13 protein-coding genes and 1 tRNA gene are annotated in these 17,306 nt (G+C 43.5%); 9 read left to right on the top strand and 5 right to left on the bottom strand.

What is annotated here, in order from left to right:
* The first annotated feature begins 86 nt into the window (after positions 1-86).
* Positions 87-2,450: a GH92 family glycosyl hydrolase gene (locus VS868_RS01225; protein ID WP_345598932.1), complete on the top strand. Its 2,364-nt coding sequence runs from the start codon at positions 87-89 to the stop codon at positions 2,448-2,450.
* A gap of 287 nt (positions 2,451-2,737) precedes the next feature.
* On the opposite strand, the gene VS868_RS01230 is transcribed toward VS868_RS01225, so the two are convergent.
* A complete protein-coding gene (locus VS868_RS01230; RefSeq protein WP_266069067.1) occupies positions 2,738-3,166 on the bottom strand; it encodes a CBS domain-containing protein in 429 nt (142 codons plus the stop codon).
* Between the two features lie 168 nt (positions 3,167-3,334).
* On the opposite strand from VS868_RS01230, the gene VS868_RS01235 reads away from it, so the two are divergent.
* Positions 3,335-4,363, top strand: a complete 1,029-nt coding sequence (locus VS868_RS01235) for a M28 family metallopeptidase (protein ID WP_266069068.1) — start codon at positions 3,335-3,337, stop codon at positions 4,361-4,363.
* 696 nt (positions 4,364-5,059) lie between these two features.
* On the opposite strand, the gene VS868_RS01240 is transcribed toward VS868_RS01235, so the two are convergent.
* From VS868_RS01240 to VS868_RS01250, 3 genes are all read right to left on the bottom strand, one after another.
* Positions 5,060-5,135, bottom strand: a tRNA-His gene (locus VS868_RS01240).
* A 63-nt stretch (positions 5,136-5,198) separates the two neighbouring features.
* Positions 5,199-5,915, bottom strand: a complete 717-nt coding sequence (gene bshB1 / locus VS868_RS01245) for a bacillithiol biosynthesis deacetylase BshB1 (protein WP_345598933.1) — start codon at positions 5,913-5,915, stop codon at positions 5,199-5,201.
* A 415-nt stretch (positions 5,916-6,330) separates the two neighbouring features.
* Positions 6,331-7,503, bottom strand: a complete 1,173-nt coding sequence (locus VS868_RS01250) for a PLP-dependent aspartate aminotransferase family protein (protein ID WP_345598934.1) — start codon at positions 7,501-7,503, stop codon at positions 6,331-6,333.
* Between the two features lie 130 nt (positions 7,504-7,633).
* Between VS868_RS01250 and hutI the strand changes: the two genes are divergently transcribed.
* The 7 genes from hutI (at position 7,634) to VS868_RS01285 (ending at position 15,449) form a co-directional block, all read left to right on the top strand.
* The gene (gene hutI, locus VS868_RS01255) at positions 7,634-8,869 is read left to right on the top strand and encodes an imidazolonepropionase (RefSeq protein WP_345599807.1); all 1,236 of its coding nucleotides are present in this window, start codon (positions 7,634-7,636) and stop codon (positions 8,867-8,869) included.
* Positions 8,870-9,865: a formimidoylglutamase gene (locus VS868_RS01260; RefSeq protein ID WP_345598935.1), complete on the top strand. Its 996-nt coding sequence runs from the start codon at positions 8,870-8,872 to the stop codon at positions 9,863-9,865.
* The gene (locus VS868_RS01265) at positions 9,858-10,208 is read left to right on the top strand and encodes a DUF1622 domain-containing protein (RefSeq protein ID WP_266070949.1); all 351 of its coding nucleotides are present in this window, start codon (positions 9,858-9,860) and stop codon (positions 10,206-10,208) included. The genes VS868_RS01260 and VS868_RS01265 overlap by 8 nt, the downstream gene beginning before the upstream one ends.
* The gene (locus VS868_RS01270; RefSeq protein WP_345598937.1) at positions 10,209-10,667 is read left to right on the top strand and encodes a GNAT family N-acetyltransferase; all 459 of its coding nucleotides are present in this window, start codon (positions 10,209-10,211) and stop codon (positions 10,665-10,667) included. It begins immediately after the preceding gene.
* A gap of 65 nt (positions 10,668-10,732) precedes the next feature.
* Complete coding sequence (locus tag VS868_RS01275) at positions 10,733-11,533, top strand: MBL fold metallo-hydrolase (RefSeq protein WP_345598938.1); 801 nt, start codon at positions 10,733-10,735, stop codon at positions 11,531-11,533.
* A 229-nt stretch (positions 11,534-11,762) separates the two neighbouring features.
* A complete protein-coding gene (locus tag VS868_RS01280; protein WP_345598939.1) occupies positions 11,763-14,828 on the top strand; it encodes a two-component regulator propeller domain-containing protein in 3,066 nt (1,021 codons plus the stop codon).
* A 30-nt stretch (positions 14,829-14,858) separates the two neighbouring features.
* Entirely contained in the window at positions 14,859-15,449 is a 591-nt protein-coding gene (locus VS868_RS01285) for a response regulator transcription factor (RefSeq protein ID WP_345598940.1), read from the top strand.
* A gap of 78 nt (positions 15,450-15,527) precedes the next feature.
* On the opposite strand, the gene ettA is transcribed toward VS868_RS01285, so the two are convergent.
* Positions 15,528-17,216 carry an energy-dependent translational throttle protein EttA gene (ettA, locus tag VS868_RS01290; protein ID WP_345598941.1) on the bottom strand — a complete coding sequence of 563 codons (1,689 nt, stop codon included), beginning with the start codon at positions 17,214-17,216 and terminating at the stop codon, positions 15,528-15,530.
* Positions 17,217-17,306 lie beyond the last annotated feature (90 nt).

The raw sequence follows: 17,306 nt of genomic DNA on the forward strand, positions 1-17,306 counted from the left end.
GCTAACCAACGTTAAACAAAAAAAGGACCTGCAAATTAAGTTTCCATTACCCGCTTTCCATGAACAGGTCCAGAAACAGTATCCAAATGAGAAAAAACATTTTTAGCCCCAAACTTTTTATGGGTGTTGTTCTGGTAGTTTCTGCCGTATTTCTGCACTCCTGTAAAAAATCTGCCGCAAGGGAAACTGAAAATAATCAGCACCTCGAATTAAAAGACCTGGCACAGTATGTAGACCCCATGATAGGTACGGCAAAAATGGGCCACACTTATCCCGGCGCTACAGTTCCCTTTGGGAGCGTACAGCTAAGCCCCGATACCGATACCATTCCCTATGCCGTCAATGGACAGTACAATCCTGATGTTTATAAGTATTGCGCCGGCTATCAATACGACGATGAGACCATCGTCGGCTTTAGCCACACTCATTTTAGCGGCACCGGCCATTCAGATCTCGGGGACTTTTTGATCATGCCCACTACCGGAGATCTAAAGCTGAATCCCGGAACAGCATCTGATCCCGATAGCGGATACCGCTCGAGATTTTCTCACGACAATGAAACTGCCCAATCAGGTTATTACAGCGTCTTGCTTGAAGATTACAACATCAAAGCCGAAATGACAGCTACCAGCAGGGTGGGAATGCACCAGTACACCTTTCCGGAAGCTGGCAAATCGCACATCATCTTAGACCTTGTTTCAGGCATTTACAATTATGACGATAAAAATGTGTGGACCTTTGTGAGGGTTGAAAATGACACTTTGGTGACCGGTTTCCGGCAAACCAATGGCTGGGCCCGCACCAGGAAAGTGTATTTCGCGCTCTCCTTCAGTCAGCCGATTGAGAACTACGGAAGGGAACGTTATGATAAGCAGCCTTACAACGGATTTTGGAGGAAGTTTGACCAGGATGAAAACTTTCCGGAGATAGCGGGGGAAAAAATCAGGATGTATTTTGATTTCGACATGAAAGAAAATGAAAAGCTGAATATCAAATTGGCGATCTCACCGGTTAGTGCTGAAGGAGCCTTGCAGAATATGAAAGAGGAAATCCCGCACTGGAATTTTGAACAGGTAAAAACTGAAGCCCGGGAAACCTGGAACAAAGAGCTTAACAAAGTCATTGTAGAGACTGAAAAACCTGAAGATATGGTCAATTTCTATACGGCTATGTACCACGCTTTTTTAGGACCCACAGAATATATGGATACCGATGGAAAATACCGCGGAATTGATATGGGAATCCACCAAGCCGACGGCTTTACCAACTACACCAGTTTTTCACTTTGGGACACCTACAGGGCTTTACACCCGCTTTTCAACGTGCTCCAGCCAGAAAGAAATGCCGATATGGTAGAAGCCATGATGGCACATTATGACCAGAGCGTACATTCCATGCTGCCGGTGTGGTCGCATTACGCCAATGAGAACTGGTGCATGATAGGCTACCACAGTGTTTCGGTCATTGCAGATGCCATAGTAAAGGGCAATGCCGACTTTGACCAGGAACGGGCGCTTGATGCCATGGTGCAAACAGCTAAAACAAGTTATTACGACGGCCTGCAGTATTATATGGACATGGGTTATGTGCCCGAGGATAAAAATGGTGCATCGGTATCAAAGACCCTGGAGTATGCCTATGACGACTGGGCCATTGCACAGGCTGCAAAAAAGTTGGGTAAAAATGACATTTTTGAAGAGTTTATGAAGAGGTCAGAAAACTACAAGAACGTCTTTGATCCAAAATCGGGTTTTATGAGACCTAAACTGAGTGACGGCAGCTTTAAAAAAGAGTTTGATGCATTAGACACTCATGGGCAGGGCTTTATTGAAGGTAATGCCTGGAACTACAGCTTGTACGTGCCCCACGCCCCTGCTGAAATGATTGAAATGATGGGAGGCAAAGAAAGATTTTCTCAGCACCTCGATTCCCTGTTCAGCATGGATCTTCCGGATAAATATTTTGCCAATACAGAAGATATTTCGAGAGAAGGAATTATAGGAAATTATGTGCACGGCAACGAACCCTCTCACCATGTGGCCTACCTGTACAATTGGACCGACACGCCCTGGAAATCCCAGGATAAAATAAGGATGGTTTTAAAAGATCAATATCAAACCGGGGCCGATGGTTTGGGTGGGAATGATGATTTTGGCCAAATGAGCGCGTGGTATATCTTCAGTTCTTTAGGATTTTATCCTGTAGCACCCGGCAGCGAAGAATATGCCCTTGGCAGCCCGGCCATTAACCAGGCTACTATCAATCTCGAAAACGGAAAGACCTTCAGGGTAATTGCCGAAAATCAAAGTGAAGAAAATGTATTCGTAGAGAAGGTTGAACTTAACGGAAAGAAACTTGAAAGTCCTTTTATCAACCACCATGATGTAATGAAGGGGGGAGAATTAAAATTCTATATGGCAAGTACTCCAAACCAGGAGCTGTATAATTAGAATTCCGGCTATTCTTTTGTTGCTCTGTGCAGTAGAAATATGAGTGAATAAAACTAGTCTTACCTAATCGGTTTCGCATAGAATTGAATACTTTTCAAAAAAAAGCAGATTTTTTCGCTTTCGTTAGAGAAAGTTCTTACACATTATGTTAAATACAGGTTAAACCGTATAAAAACATATTTTTCTATAGAAAGAAATGACTTATTTTGATATTAATATTCGCCTGTAAAGGCACTACAAGTGAGAAGTGTACCCCCTACAATACTCTTCTCACTTTTTTATTTTCTTTATTCTTTGCTTTTATTTTCAAGGAAGAACCTAATCACATCTGTAGTCGTAACAATTCCGGTTAGACAATCATCATCTACCACAGGTAAGGCGTGAAACTCGTGCTCCAAAAATAATTTGGCTACATCTGTGACTGTGTGGCTGGAAGTGATATATTCTACCTTCTGTGTCATCACCTGCTCTACCGTGAACATTTCATACACAGTGGTTTCAACATCATCCCCACCGCCATCGGTCGCATCTGCAAAAGAGATCCTAAGCAGGTCGTTGAGGCTTATCATGCCTACAATATGCTCATTTTCTACTACCGGAAGATGCCTTATGTGGTTCTTCTTCATAAGAGATTCGGCTGTCGAAAGACTGTCAGACAGCGAGAGACGCAAAATGTTTTTGGTCATTATCTGGGAAACGGAAATATCATTTTTCATCGGAGTTCTTTTTATCAGGAGCTATCTAAAAATACAACAATTCTGCCTCATTTTAAATTCAGAATAAGGAAATATTCTTCAGAAAATGCGCCGGAAATAACTTCAAAATGTAAGAATTCTTTTAAATCTCTTATATTGCCGTCTTTATTTTAATCCCTAACATTTAACATGAAAAAAGTTTTATTGTTTTCTCTTGCCGTAAGCCTCATTGGCTGTAAAGCGCAGCAACCACGAGACATCTCGGAAGCCAACCCAATGGAGTATGCCAGCACCATCACTTCCAAAGAATTAAAAGATCACCTGTACACCTTTGCAAGTGACGAATTTGAAGGACGAGAAACAGGAGAGCCCGGCCAGAAAATGGCGGCAGATTATCTTAAAAAAGAATATCAAAGTCTCAACATTGCCTCGCCTTTAGGTGGTGATGATTATTTCCAGGAAGTTCCCGGCAGCTATTTTACACGCGGAAATGTAAAAGATACCGAAAATGTTTTGGCATATATCAAAGGAAGCAGTAAACCTGAAGAGGTGCTTGTAATATCTTCTCACTACGACCATGTGGGAATTGATGACGAAGGAAGGATCTATAATGGTGCCGATGACGACGGCTCGGGCACAGTTGCAGTACTTGAAATTGCCGAGGCTTTCAAAAAGGCACAGGAAGATGGCTTTGGCCCTGCACGTTCTATTCTTTTCCTTAATGTTACCGGAGAAGAAAAAGGGCTTGTGGGATCAAAATTTTATTCCGAAAATCCTGTATTTCCCCTCGCTAACACCGTAGCTAACCTCAATATTGATATGATAGGCCGCATTGGAAAAGATATGGAAAGTGCGGGAGATTATGTCTATCTTATAGGAAGTGACAAATTAAGTACCGAACTCCATGAGCTAAGTGAGGCAGTCAATGAAAAGTACCTGAACCTCAACCTGGATTATACTTTCAACGATGAAAACGATCCAAACAGGTTCTATTACAGAAGCGACCACTACAATTTTGCAAAACATGATATTCCAATCATATTTTACTTTAATGGAGTGCATGAAGATTATCACCGTCACACAGACACACCAGATAAGATAGAATACGATTTACTTGAAAAGAGAGCTAAGCTGGTATTCCTTACCGCCTGGGAAATAGCAAACCGCGACACCCGCCCTTACGTTGATAAACCTACCCTGACTGAAGCAGGAGAGTAGTTTACGGGAAATATCTTTATTACCCAATCCTCACAGGTTTTTATAACCTGTGAGGATTTTTTTATTCTGTCTCCTCCCCACCCCCGACTTGCAGCCACCCCTCCGAAGAAGGGGTGGGTCAATGGTAACTTTTGGATTTTAATACCCTGAGTAAAAAAGCAGAGAAAAAAAAGACCCAAATGAGCTCCAGAGGAGCGACATATTTTTTGAGGATTTAAAAACCTGTGTGATCAAAAAAAAAGAGGAAGCAAGCTCCGAAGGAGCGGCATATCTATAGAAAAACACACAGAACCAATATGACCTCCGGAGGAGCGATATATTTATAGCAGAGAAATCTCAAGGTCAAAATGAGCTCCAGCGGAGCGACACAATTCCCCACCCCGACCTGCGGCCACCCCTCCGAAGGAGGGGGTGGGTCAATGGTAACTTTTGGATACCCTGAGTAAAAAAGCAGAGAATAAAAAAAAGAATAAGCTCCGAAGGAGCGGCATATCTATAGAAAAACACACAGAACCAATATGAGCTCCGGAGGAGCGGCATATTTATAGCAGAGAAATCTCAAGGTCAAAATGAGCTCCAGCGGAGCGACACAATTCCCCACCCCGACCTGCGGCCACCCCTCAAAAGGAGGGGATAATTTACGTGACGGGATCCCCTAAAACAAAAAAAGCTCCTTGTTTTCACAAGAAGCTTTTTGGGTGGAAGACCGGGTTCGAACCGGCGACCTCTGGAACCACAATCCAGCGCTCTAACCAGCTGAGCTACAACCACCATTTTAATCGGATGCAAATGTAATATAATTCCTCTCTTCTACAAAAGAAAAAAATTGAATTTTTTACAGGAGATCAAACAGGGAATCTACCGCTACATGTCGGCTCACGTTATATCCTTCGGCATAATCTACGTTGATGAGCCTACCTAAATCCCTGGCCCTGTAGGTGATGCTGTCAAAAAAATTACTGCTTGAGATAGGAGTTTCGGGCTCCTCGCTATTTTCGTCCCAAAACTGAGATCTGTAGGCTTTAACAGAGGCTAATTTCTTGTCCATGAAGCCCGTAACATCTACCACAACATCGGGGGTAAGATTTTTCCATTGTATGTAGTGAAAAACATTCTTTGGGCGCCATGCCTCCTGTGAATTCCCGTTGTAAATAGTTTCAATCTTACGCAAGCCACTCAAAAAACAGGCATCAGCTACCAGTTTTGCCCCTTTCCCATGATCTATATGCCGGTCCTCTATCGCATTACACAACACCAAATCTGGCTTGTACTTCCGCAGCACTTTAATGATCTCAAGCTGATGAGAGACGTTATTCACAAAAAAACCATCACTGAATTCGAGATTTTCGCGCATTGACAGCCCCAGGATCTTTGCCGCATCGGCAGCCTCCTGATCCCTGATCTCGGCGGTACCACGAGTTCCCAGCTCCCCGCGGGTAAGATCCAGTACCCCCACTTTTTTGCCCCGTGAAATTTCTTTGGCAAGGGTAGCCGAGCAACTCAATTCAACATCATCGGGGTGTGCCCCAATGGCAAGTATATCTAATTTCATTTTTGTAATCTTTCTTGTCTGGTTCGTGAAAATTTAGCCACGAATAAACGTATATTTTTTATTTACTCTTCTCAATATGGATCAGTCGGAGCTTTTTTCAGCAAACTTTCTGAGCACTTTTTAATACTAATTCATCATTCCTGTTCCTCTAGTAGCCACGAATTCACGAATATTTTTATTTATTACTCCTCTTAAGCTTTTTTTAACAAACTTTCTGAGCACTTAACACTGATCACTTTTTAATACTCATTCCTGGTTCCTCTAGTTGCCACGAATAAACGTATATTTTTTATTTACTCTTCTCTTTGTTAATCAGCTAAGATTTTTCAGCAAACTTTCTGACCACTGAACACTGAGCACTGACCACTGAACACTGAGCACTGAGCACTGAATACTTATAACTGCGTACTAAACATTACAGCCGAACATCCAGCATATCCTTCTTCGTCTCTTCCAGTGCCTGTTCTATATCGGCAATAAGATCTTCGGCTTCTTCAATACCTACCGAAAACCTCATGAGCTTATCACTTATTCCCTGCGCTGCACGATCTTCGGGAGTTAGTAGGGCGTGAGAGGTCTTGGCAGGTGACAGAATGGTCGATTCCACCCCTGCAAGGCTCATAGAGGGTTTGATAAGCTTCAGGTACTTCATAAACGCCTGCGAATCGAGATCTTTCAGTTCAAAAGACATCATTCCGCCAAACCCGTGCATTTGTTTCTTTGCCAGTTCATGTCCCTCATGAGAAGCCAGTCCGGGATAATACACCTTCTTTACCAACTCATTTTTCTCGAGATATTCGGCCAGTTTTTGTGCATTTTCATTCTGTGCTTTTACTCTAAGTCCCATGGTCTTCAGGCTGCGTTCCAGGAGCCAAACGGTATAATCGCTAAGGCTTCCGCCAAAATTCTTGGCCAGCTGAAAGATCCTGTCGATTTTTTCTTCCGAAGAGATCACGGCCCCGGCAAGAATATCGCTGTGACCGCCCATGTATTTTGTAGCCGAATGTATCACCACATCAATCCCAAAATCAATGGGATTTTGATTTACGGGTGAAGCAAACGTATTATCGATCATACTCACCAGCCCCCGCTTTTTTGCGAGCTTTGCCACAGCTTCAATATCAGTTACTGTAAGCAATGGGTTTGACGGAGTTTCAATATAGATAACTTTTGTATTTTCCACGATCTCGTGCTCAAAAGCTTCCGCAGAAAGATCTTTTGCAAAGGAATATTCGATGCCGAATTTTTCAAATTCCTCCACCACAAGATTACTTGTACCTCCATAGAGCGTTTTTTGCAGCACCACGTGATCTCCCTTCTGCAAAAAGGCAAAAAGCGAAGTACTTACCGCTGCCATTCCGCTGCCAAAAATAAGAGCAGCTTCGCCATGCTCGAGAGCGGCCATTTTTTGTGCCAGCGCCTGTTGATTTGGCGTATTAAAGTAGCGTGGGTAGCGTTTCACCTCCACATCTTCGTAAGCATAAGAAGTTGACATGTACAAAGGGGACACTGCGCCCTTAAACTGTTCATCTTTCAGCTCGCCCACATGGGTGCAAATGGTATTGAGACCGGGTTTTTTATGAGTCATAATTGTCAGAAAAAAATTCTTTTCCAAGATAAAAAGAATTAATGAAAAAGACGGGGTTCCAAAAATGCCATTTTTGAGACTCCTCCCTGACAGCCCCTGTAATTTCTCGGCACTTTTTTATCTTTACGATATGAAAACCATCTTTAAGAACATCAAACAGCTCGTACAGGTAAGAGAGGAAACCCTTAAACCTTTAAGAGGCAGCGAAATGAAAGAACTTCCCATTATAGACAACGCCTGGTTGCTGGTGGAGGACGGAAAAATTGCCGACTTCGGAAAAATGCAGGATCTTCCCTCTTTTGAAGGAGTTTCTGAAGTAGATGCCTCCCGAAAGTTTCTGCTGCCGGGCTGGATAGATTCCCACACACACCTGGTTTACGCCGGAAACAGAGAACAGGAATTCATAGATCGCATTAACGGCCTCACTTATGAAGAAATCGCCGAAAAAGGTGGCGGAATAGTGAACTCGGCCATAAAGCTGCAGGAAACTTCTGAAGAAGAGCTCTATCTGCAATCGGCCAGGCGGCTGGAAGAAGTGATGAAGATGGGTACCACGGCCATTGAGATCAAATCGGGTTACGGTTTGACCACAGCTGCCGAACTCAAAATGCTGCGGGTGATCAAAAAGCTGAAAGAAAACTATAAATTGCCCGTAAAAGCGACCTTTTTGGGCGCTCATGCAATTCCGCCGGAATACAAAAACGACAAAGACGGCTATCTCGACCTGCTCATTAATGAAATGATCCCAAAAGTAGCTGAAGAAGGGCTGGCCGAATTTGTAGATATTTTCTGCGAAAAAGGCTATTTTTCAGTAGAAGATACGCACCGGGTTTTAGAAGCAGGGAGAAAACATGGTCTCAGGCCCAAGATCCATGTCAATCAATTCAATGCCATTGGCGGTATCAAAGCCGCAGTAGCGCACAACGCACTTTCTGTAGACCACCTGGAAGTGATGGAGCCCGACGATCTTGATGCCCTGGAAGATAGCGGCACCATGCCGGTAGCACTGCCCTCCTGCTCTCTTTTCCTCGGAATTCCCTACTCTCCGGCCCGACAAATCCTTGACGCCGGACTGCCCATAGCACTGGCGACCGATTACAACCCCGGAAGTACTCCCAACGGAAACATGAACCTGGTGATCTCCCTGGCCTGCATTAAAATGAAAATGAACCCCGAAGAAGCCATTAATGCAGCCACAATTAATGCGGCTTATGCAATGGATATTCTCAACACCCACGGCAGCATCACCAAAGGCAAAGCCGCAAACCTAATCCTTACCGAGGAGATCCCTTCTTACGGGTTTATGCCTTACTCCTTTGGCGCCAACCACATTAATTCGGTTTATATCAACGGAAAAAAGGTATAAATGAATCAGTTGAAGTTTTATTCTGAAAAACAGGTTTCAAAGCTGATCTCAACCCGGCAGGGAGAAACTAAACTGGGAGAGAAAATTAAGGTTGCCACGAGTTTTGAGGATGTACAAAAATCAGGAGCCAAAATTGTCATTTTTGGGATCCCTGAAGATATTGGCGTGCGGGCAAACTTCGGAAAACCCGGAACTTCAAATGCATGGCAGGCATTTTTGGGAGCTTTTCTCAATGTTCAGGAAAACCAGTTTAATTCGGGAGAAAATATTTTGCTACTGGGAGAGATCAATACTTCCGAAGTAATGAAAAAGGCCGGAAACATTGATGTTTCAGACCCAAATTACGTTCAGAAGCTGGGCGATCTTGTGGAACAACTGGATGCTATAGTTAGTGAGGTTGTCAAAAATGTCATTTTAGCAGGAAAATTTCCGGTAATCATTGGCGGCGGACATAACAATGCGTTTGGCAATTTAAAAGGAGCTTCAGAAGCTTTTAATCATCCAATAAACGTACTGAATATAGATGCACATACCGACCTGCGAAGGCTGGAACATCGTCACAGCGGGAACGGCTTCAGCTATGCCTTCAAAAATGGCTTTTTAGAGAGGTATTCGGTTTTCGGGCTCCATCAGAATTACACCCCTCAATATATATTTGATGAGATGAATGCTTCCGAAGCATATCAATACTACCTGCTTGAAGAGCTTCCGAAGCATAAGCGAAAAACGGTATTTTTGGAACTGCTGGATTTTGTAAAACAGGAAAAATTTGGCCTTGAACTGGATTGTGATGCGATCGCTAACTTTCCCAGCAGCGCTGTTTCGCCCGCGGGCCTTGAGCTTGATGAAGCCCGGGAGATGATAAGAGAGGCTGCAAAAGAGCGAAATTGTTGCTATCTTCACATTTGTGAAGCGGTGGCAACCAATAATTTTCCTACCGGAAAAGCCCTAAGTTATTTAGTAACCGATTTCCTAAAAGAGAAAACATATGCATGAAACTGTACAGTATTACGTGGAATGGGCCGCGCTGGGTATTGAAGTTGCCGGGGTTTTGGTGATGATCATAGGGCCACTTTTTGCTCTTTACAGGTATTTTTTTGACAGGCATGAAGACGGCAGTAGTTACAGGACTTTTAGACATGACCTGGGAAAGGCAATTTTACTGGGACTTGAGTTTTTAGTGGCAGGAGATATTATTGCTACAGTAAGCACAGACCCTACAATGAATAATGTACTTGTGCTGGGTGTAATTGTTTTAATACGAACTTTTTTAAGCCTTTCTTTGCAGGTGGAGCTGGAGGGGAAATGGCCCTGGCAAAAGCGGGAAATCGGAGAATAAATGGAGATCATATCATTTGACCAAAAATATACCGAAGACTTTCGGCAACTGAATATTGAATGGCTGGAAAAATATTTTTGGGTAGAACCTCATGATGAAGAGGTTTTGGGAAAGCCAGAAAAATACATTATTGAACCGGGAGGCAACATCTTCTTTGTCCACGAAAATGACAGGATTCTTGGGACGGTGGCTTTGATGAAAATTGATGAGGGAATCTTTGAGCTCACAAAAATGGCTGTAGCCCCTGCGGCACAGGGAAAAAACATTGGCCAGAAGCTAATGCAGCACACCCTCGATTTTGCCAAAAGCAGAGGCTGGGAAAAACTCATTATCTACTCAAACCGAAAGCTGGAGAACGCCATTCACATCTACAAAAAATACGGTTTCAGGGAAATTCCCATTGGGGAGAATAATCCTTATGCGCGTGGTGATATCAAAATGGAACTTCCTCTTTCTTAAAGTACTATTAAACTTAGGGTGAAAAGCTTCAGTTTTCATTAGTTTTATTGGAAACTGATTTTTTTATGAAACGTATTTTATTATTCGCCATGGTGGCCGGTTCGCTCTTATCCTGCAAAAATGAAAACCGCGAAGTTCCTGATGTTACAGGAGAAGACGTGCTGGAAGGAGAAACAGCTGCCGCTACAGATACTGCTGAAATAGACATCAATCCCATTTCACACGCCACCGCGGTGATCAATTGGGGAGATACAACCATTTACCTCGATCCCGTGGGAGGCGCCGAAGCTTTTACAGGTATGACCGATGCCGATATGGTATTGATCACAGATATTCACGGCGACCACATGAGCGCTGAAACCCTGGTTGCGTTAGACCTTGGCGACACGCCCATCATTGCGCCGCAGGCAGTGAAAGATGAGCTGCCTGATTCTTTAGCGACAAAAATCACCGTGATGAACAACGGAGAAAATCTAAGTCAAAGTGGGATTGCCATTGAAGCTATCCCTATGTACAACCTGCGGGAAGAAGCAAAACAGTTCCACCCAAAAGGCCGTGGCAACGGGTATGTTCTTGAAAAAGACGGACAAAGACTTTACATAGCCGGAGACACCGAAGACATCCCCGAAATGAGAAACCTCGAAAACATAGATATTGCGCTGGTGCCAATGAACCTGCCTTACACCATGCCGGTTGATGCAGCTGCAGATGCAGTGATCGAGTTTGCACCCGAAAAAGTCTATCCGTACCACTTTCGCGGACAGGATGGAAAAGCCGATGTTGACAAATTCAAACAACTGGTAAACGAAGGAAACAGCGAGGTAGAAGTGGTGCTGGCCAACTGGTATCCCGAAGATGGATCTTAATTTTCACATAAAGATTTCAGAATTTAAACCCGCTAAAAAAAAGCGGGTTTTTTGGTTTCGGATCTTAAAAATGTAATGTGAAAATCCACTTTTTGACACCTGTGCTACCTCAACTATAATATCAAAAGACAACTTTCACTATCAGTTATTGATCATAAATTTAGAAAAATGTTAAAAATTTTATGAATTAAATTAAAAAATAATTAGTTTTAAATCAGAAGTAAAAAGTATGGGGAAAACTTTACATGTTCTAATTGCTGTATTCTTTACCTCTTTTGGCTGGTCTCAAAATTTAAAATTACCCACTGGTGACACGCTTAGGGTTTCCCAGATCGCCCAAAAGCAAGATCTTTCCCAACTGAATGTTTTACAATTCGATTTTGACGAAAATGGTTATTTGTGGGCAGGAACCGAAGATGGGCTCAACAGGTTCAACGGTTATAACATGTACACCTATTCCCAGGGAACCGATGAAACTTCAGGTCTCACCGATGATCATATTCGGGGGCTGCTTTACAGGAATGACACGCTTTGGCTGGGCACCAATACGCATGCTGTACAGGCATATATTCCGTCGCAGAACAAATTTCTGCATTACAGGGATCATGAGAAAATAACAGCCGATCCTTCCCTCAGTTTTGCCCATGGCATTTATGAGGTGAACAGCAAATATCTCCTGGCGGCCACTCTTAAAAACTGCATCCTTATAGATAGAAAATCTGGTGGGATCACTACTCTCCCCCTGCCCAATCCCGCTGCCAATGATTACGTGCTGGGCCTCATCAATCATTCCGAAGAGAACATCTGGCTGGGCACCTACTTTAACGGTATTTTGAAGCTCGATCTTCAAAAAATGACCATTGAAGATATGCCTCAGTTTAATACGCTGGACAATAATCCGGTGCATGCTTTTCAGAAAAGTGCGGCTAATGAAGTTTTGATAGGTACTCAAAAAGGGCTTTTTAAATACTCTTTTTCTTCGGAAGAATTACAGCTCATTGGGCAACCCGAACAGGAGTCGGGTATTCGTTGTTTCTTTGACTGGAATGAAAATTACTACCTCCTTGGGGGCACCAAGGGCATCAAATTCCTCAACAAACAAACTTATAATATCAAACCTGTAGTGCTGGCCGGTTTTGAGAAGGAAGTATTTTCTCCTGTAGAGATCCTTCAGGTTAAACAGGATGCCGGCGGGGGCGTTTGGATGGGGTCACAGGGAAAAGGCATGTTCTACTATCACCCGGCCAGGCAAAAGTTCACTCCACAGCGCATAGAACTTAAAAATGAACCCGAAAAAGACTTCATAAGCATTTTCAACTTTCTGAGAGAAGGCGAAACGCTGTGGATGGCCACCGCTATTGGTTATGTGAAGCACGATATGCGTGCGGATACCTATGAGCTGTACCGCACCAACAAATTGGGTTACACACTGGTCAAAGATTCGCAGGGACAAATTTGGGGTGGCGGATTTGACCTTGGCCTTGAGAAATACAACAGGAAAAAAGACCTTTTTAAAGACGTTACTCCTTTAACCGGCATTCCCGACCGGGATGTGGCGGAGATCATTCCGTTAAGCAAAGACAGCATATGGGTGAGCACCTGGGCTTCGGGAATCTATTCGGTAGATCCACAAACTTTTGAAGCCCATCAGGTAAAAATAAATGGCCGGGATATCCATAGATCAAGAGCATCCTTCATTAGTGAAGACGGGACCATCTGGCTGGGTGCCGACGATGGGCTTTATAGAATTTCGGGCAGTGAAACCCGGAAGTATACGCACAAGTCGGGTTCCGAAGGTTCTCTTAGCAACGACCGGGTTTTTAGTATTACCCAGGATGAGAATAATAATCTTTGGATAGGAACGGCGCAGGGGCTTAACAAACTCGACCTGCAGACCGATGAAATCACTTCTTACCTGGAACAGCCGGGGCTACCCAATGATTTTATTTACGGCGTGCTCGCCGATAATAACAACGATATTTGGGTGAGTACAAACCGCGGACTTTCAAAATTTGACCGGGAAACTGAAACTTTTACCAACTTTACAGAACAGGACGGGCTACAGAACAACGAATTCAATGGCAAGGCAGCTTATAAAGACAGCCTGGGCTACCTGTACTTTGGGGGCATGAACGGCTACAATAAATTCCACGCCGACAGTATACCTGTAAATACCCACGCCGGAAGAACGATTATTGAAGAGGTAGAGCTCTTTGGAACACCCATTGAACGTAATGTAATTTATACCGACACGCTTTCTTTTGAACACGATGAGAACGTAATTACTTTTAAATTCACGGCACTTAATTTTTTGCTTCCGCAGAAGAACAATTACCAGTTTAAAATGCTGGGCTTTGACAAAGACTGGCGCCCGGTGACAAAAGAACGCTCTACTACCTACACCAACCTCAACCCGGGAACCTATACCTTCCTGGTAAAAGGCAGCAACAACGATTTGAAATGGGGAGCACCAGATTCCCTCGTGCTTACCATAAGAGCCCCCTGGTATAAAACTGTATGGTTCAGGGCTTTTGCCATTCTCTTCTTCCTACTGCTCATCACCGGGGTTTACCTGTACAGGTACAACCTGAAAAAAGCAGAGAACCTGCGCCTTCACAAAATGGTGGAAGGCCGCACTGCCGAGCTTAGAAAAACCAACAACGACCTTAGTAAGGCCATGCACCTCGCAAAAGAGCAAAAAAACAACATCGCTTTTTTAATGCAGGAACTCAACCACCGCGTGAAAAACAACCTCCAGCTCATTGCAAGTTTGCTCGATATCCAAAAAGAGACTATTCAGGATGAATCGGCCAGAAATAACCTTCAGGCGGCGCAAAACAGGCTGTTTACCATTGCAGCCATTCACGATTTGTTAGGTGCCAAAAAACCTGGTGAAAATTTTAAGCTGGATGAATTCGTCTCCAGCCTGGCCAGGGAACTCGTGAGCTTTATGGACGAGGGGGTGCATTTAGATTTTAACCTGGAAGTGCTGAAAGTGCACAAAAAATGTATCACCCCCCTGGGCATCATTATTAATGAACTGGTTACCAATACGCTGAAACATGCTTTTCCCGGCAATAGAAACAACAAGAAGATCGAAATTTCCCTTTCCCGGGAAGGCGAACTTATAAGGCTTGATTATAAAGACAACGGCATAGGAATCCCTGACAATTTCAAAGATGAAAATTCCCTGGGCTTTAATCTTGTAGAAAACCTGGCGAGACAGTTAAAGGGCCATCTCGAGATCCTGAAGGTACCCGAAGGAGCCCATATTGTTATCTTATTTAAATGTTAAGTTTCATCGCGTTCTTAAACCTAACTGCTTATGAATAAAATCCTGATCATTGAAGATGAAATCATTATCGCCGAAAGCTTGCGGATTTTTCTAAAAAAGAATTCTTACGAAGTCTCTATTTCTTCAAATGTAGATAAGGCTGTTGAAAGCCTGCAGCATGAGAGCTTTAGTGGGGTAATTTGTGATATCAACCTGCAGGACAGAATGAATGGTATTGAGATCATTCAGAAATTTCATCAACTTGATCAACACGGGCCGGTCATTTTTCTTACAGCCTATTCCAATCCGCAGGTCATGGAGCATGCCGAAGAAGTTAGCCCCTATGCCTATATTTTAAAGCCGTTCAATAATCAGCAGTTACTTATCACCTTAAACCTGGCACTAAAAAACCGTGAGAATTACATTCAGCCCACACAGGATACTTCAGTAACCGAAAAACTGAGCAAACGGGAGGTCGAGATCCTGCAATCGCTGGCTACCGGAAAGACAAACAAGGTGATTGGAAAAGAGCTGTGCATATCTAAACTTACTGTAGACACCCACGTGAAGAATATTAAGGAAAAACTTCAGCTCAATAAAAAAGGGGAATTGATAAGGTTTGTGCTATCTAATCGGCTGTAACAACTTTCACCAAAAAAAATATCCATTATCAGCTGAAGTTTTCAGCCAATAATGGATAGACTTAAAAGGAGCTAATACTTAGCGTACCAGCTTCTTGTATTTAATTCTCTTTGGAGCCACATCGCCAAGACGTTTCTTCCTGTTCTCTTCGTATTCAGAGAAACTGCCTTCAAAGAAATATACTTCCGAGTTTCCTTCAAATGCGAGGATATGGGTACAAACCCTGTCCATAAACCACCTGTCGTGAGAGATGATCACCGCACAGCCTGCAAAATTCTCAAGACCTTCTTCAAGAGCTCTCAAGGTGTTCACATCAAGATCGTTGGTAGGCTCATCCAGAAGCAAAACGTTCCCTTCTTCCTTTAAGGTCATGGCCAGGTGCAGGCGGTTTCTTTCTCCACCAGACAGTTTGCTCACCTTCTTGTTCTGTTCGCTTCCGCTAAAGTTAAACCTGCTCAAATATGCTCTTGAATTCACCTGCCGGCCTCCCATAAGCACCAACTCCTGTTCATCGCTGAAGTTCTGCCAAATGGTTTTTTCAGGATCTATATTTGTGTGACTCTGGTCTACGTAGGCAATCTTTGCTGTATCCCCTACTTCAAAAGTACCTTTATCAGGTTGTTCTTCTCCCATGATCATCTTAAAGATCGTGGTTTTACCGGCACCGTTTGGTCCAATAATTCCAACAATTCCGGCTTGCGGTAATTTAAAATTAAGATCGTCGTACAACAGCTTGTCGTCAAAAGCCTTGCTCACCCCTTTGGCCTCAATCACATTGGTTCCCAAACGTGAGCCATTTGGAATATAGATCTCCAGTTGTTCGTCCATTTGTTTTTGATCCTGGCTAAGCAGCTTATCGTAATTGTTCAAACGGGCCTTTTGTTTGGCCTGCCTTCCTTTAGGTGCCATTCTTGACCATTCCAGCTCACGCTCAAGCGTTTTTTGGCGCTTGCTTGCCTGCTTTTGCTCCTGCGCAAGGCGTTTGGCTTTTTGATCGAGCCATGAGGAGTAATTTCCTTTCCATGGGATTCCTTCTCCCCTGTCAAGTTCCAGGATCCAGCCAGCTACGTTATCGAGGAAATAACGGTCGTGCGTTACGGCAATCACTGTTCCTTTATACTGCTGAAGGTGTTGTTCCAGCCATAATACAGATTCTGCATCAAGGTGGTTGGTAGGCTCATCCAGAAGTAGCACATCCGGCTCCTGAAGCAGTAGTCGGCACAGCGCTACCCTTCTTCGTTCCCCACCCGAAAGTACTCCGATTTTCTTATCGGGATCGGGTGTTCTAAGCGCATCCATGGCTATCTCCAGCTTGGTATCCAATTCCCACGCATTGCTCGCATCAATTTGGTCCTGTAGTACAGCCTGCTTGTCCATAAGCTTCTGCATCTTATCTGGATCTTCGTAAACTTCAGGTAGACCAAACATGTCGTTGATCTTGTTGTACTCTTCAAGGATAGCCACGGTCTCGGCTGCTCCTTCCTTTACAATTTCCAATACAGTCTTATCGTCATCGAGTTTTGGCTCCTGTTCAAGATATCCTACTGAATAGCCTGGTGCAAAGACCACATCTCCCTGGTAATTCTTTTCTTCGCCTGCAATAATTCTGAGCAAGGTCGATTTTCCGGAACCGTTAAGACCAAGAATCCCAATTTTTGCCCCGTAAAAAAAGCTGAGGTAAATATTCTTAAGTACCGGCGTATTTGCTGACTGGTAGGTCTTTGTAACTCCCGACATCGAGAAAATTACTTTCTTATCATCTGCCATAAAATGCTGTTTTCAGTTTATTATTTCGAAGTTCTTAATAAGAACTCCCGGTTTATTCTAACAGACAAATATCATAATTTTAGAATTGAT

This window comes from Salinimicrobium sp. 3283s (genome assembly GCF_039602225.1).
Taxonomy (GTDB): Bacteria; Bacteroidota; Bacteroidia; order Flavobacteriales; family Flavobacteriaceae; genus Salinimicrobium; species Salinimicrobium profundisediminis.

What these genes read in the sequence shown, in the direction of transcription:
- VS868_RS01285 (WP_345598940.1), top strand. Translation starts at nt 14,859, where the DNA reads ATGAATAAAATCCTGATCATTGAAGATGAAATCATTATCGCCGAAAGC.
- VS868_RS01225 (WP_345598932.1), top strand. Translation starts at nt 87, where the DNA reads ATGAGAAAAAACATTTTTAGCCCCAAACTTTTTATGGGTGTTGTTCTG.
- VS868_RS01275 (WP_345598938.1), top strand. Translation starts at nt 10,733, where the DNA reads ATGAAACGTATTTTATTATTCGCCATGGTGGCCGGTTCGCTCTTATCC.
- ettA (WP_345598941.1), bottom strand. Translation starts at nt 17,216, where the DNA reads ATGGCAGATGATAAGAAAGTAATTTTCTCGATGTCGGGAGTTACAAAG.
- bshB1 (WP_345598933.1), bottom strand. Translation starts at nt 5,915, where the DNA reads ATGAAATTAGATATACTTGCCATTGGGGCACACCCCGATGATGTTGAA.
- VS868_RS01230 (WP_266069067.1), bottom strand. Translation starts at nt 3,166, where the DNA reads ATGAAAAATGATATTTCCGTTTCCCAGATAATGACCAAAAACATTTTG.
- VS868_RS01265 (WP_266070949.1), top strand. Translation starts at nt 9,858, where the DNA reads ATGCATGAAACTGTACAGTATTACGTGGAATGGGCCGCGCTGGGTATT.
- VS868_RS01270 (WP_345598937.1), top strand. Translation starts at nt 10,209, where the DNA reads ATGGAGATCATATCATTTGACCAAAAATATACCGAAGACTTTCGGCAA.
- VS868_RS01280 (WP_345598939.1), top strand. Translation starts at nt 11,763, where the DNA reads ATGGGGAAAACTTTACATGTTCTAATTGCTGTATTCTTTACCTCTTTT.
- hutI (WP_345599807.1), top strand. Translation starts at nt 7,634, where the DNA reads ATGAAAACCATCTTTAAGAACATCAAACAGCTCGTACAGGTAAGAGAG.
- VS868_RS01250 (WP_345598934.1), bottom strand. Translation starts at nt 7,503, where the DNA reads ATGACTCATAAAAAACCCGGTCTCAATACCATTTGCACCCATGTGGGC.
- VS868_RS01235 (WP_266069068.1), top strand. Translation starts at nt 3,335, where the DNA reads ATGAAAAAAGTTTTATTGTTTTCTCTTGCCGTAAGCCTCATTGGCTGT.
- VS868_RS01260 (WP_345598935.1), top strand. Translation starts at nt 8,870, where the DNA reads ATGAATCAGTTGAAGTTTTATTCTGAAAAACAGGTTTCAAAGCTGATC.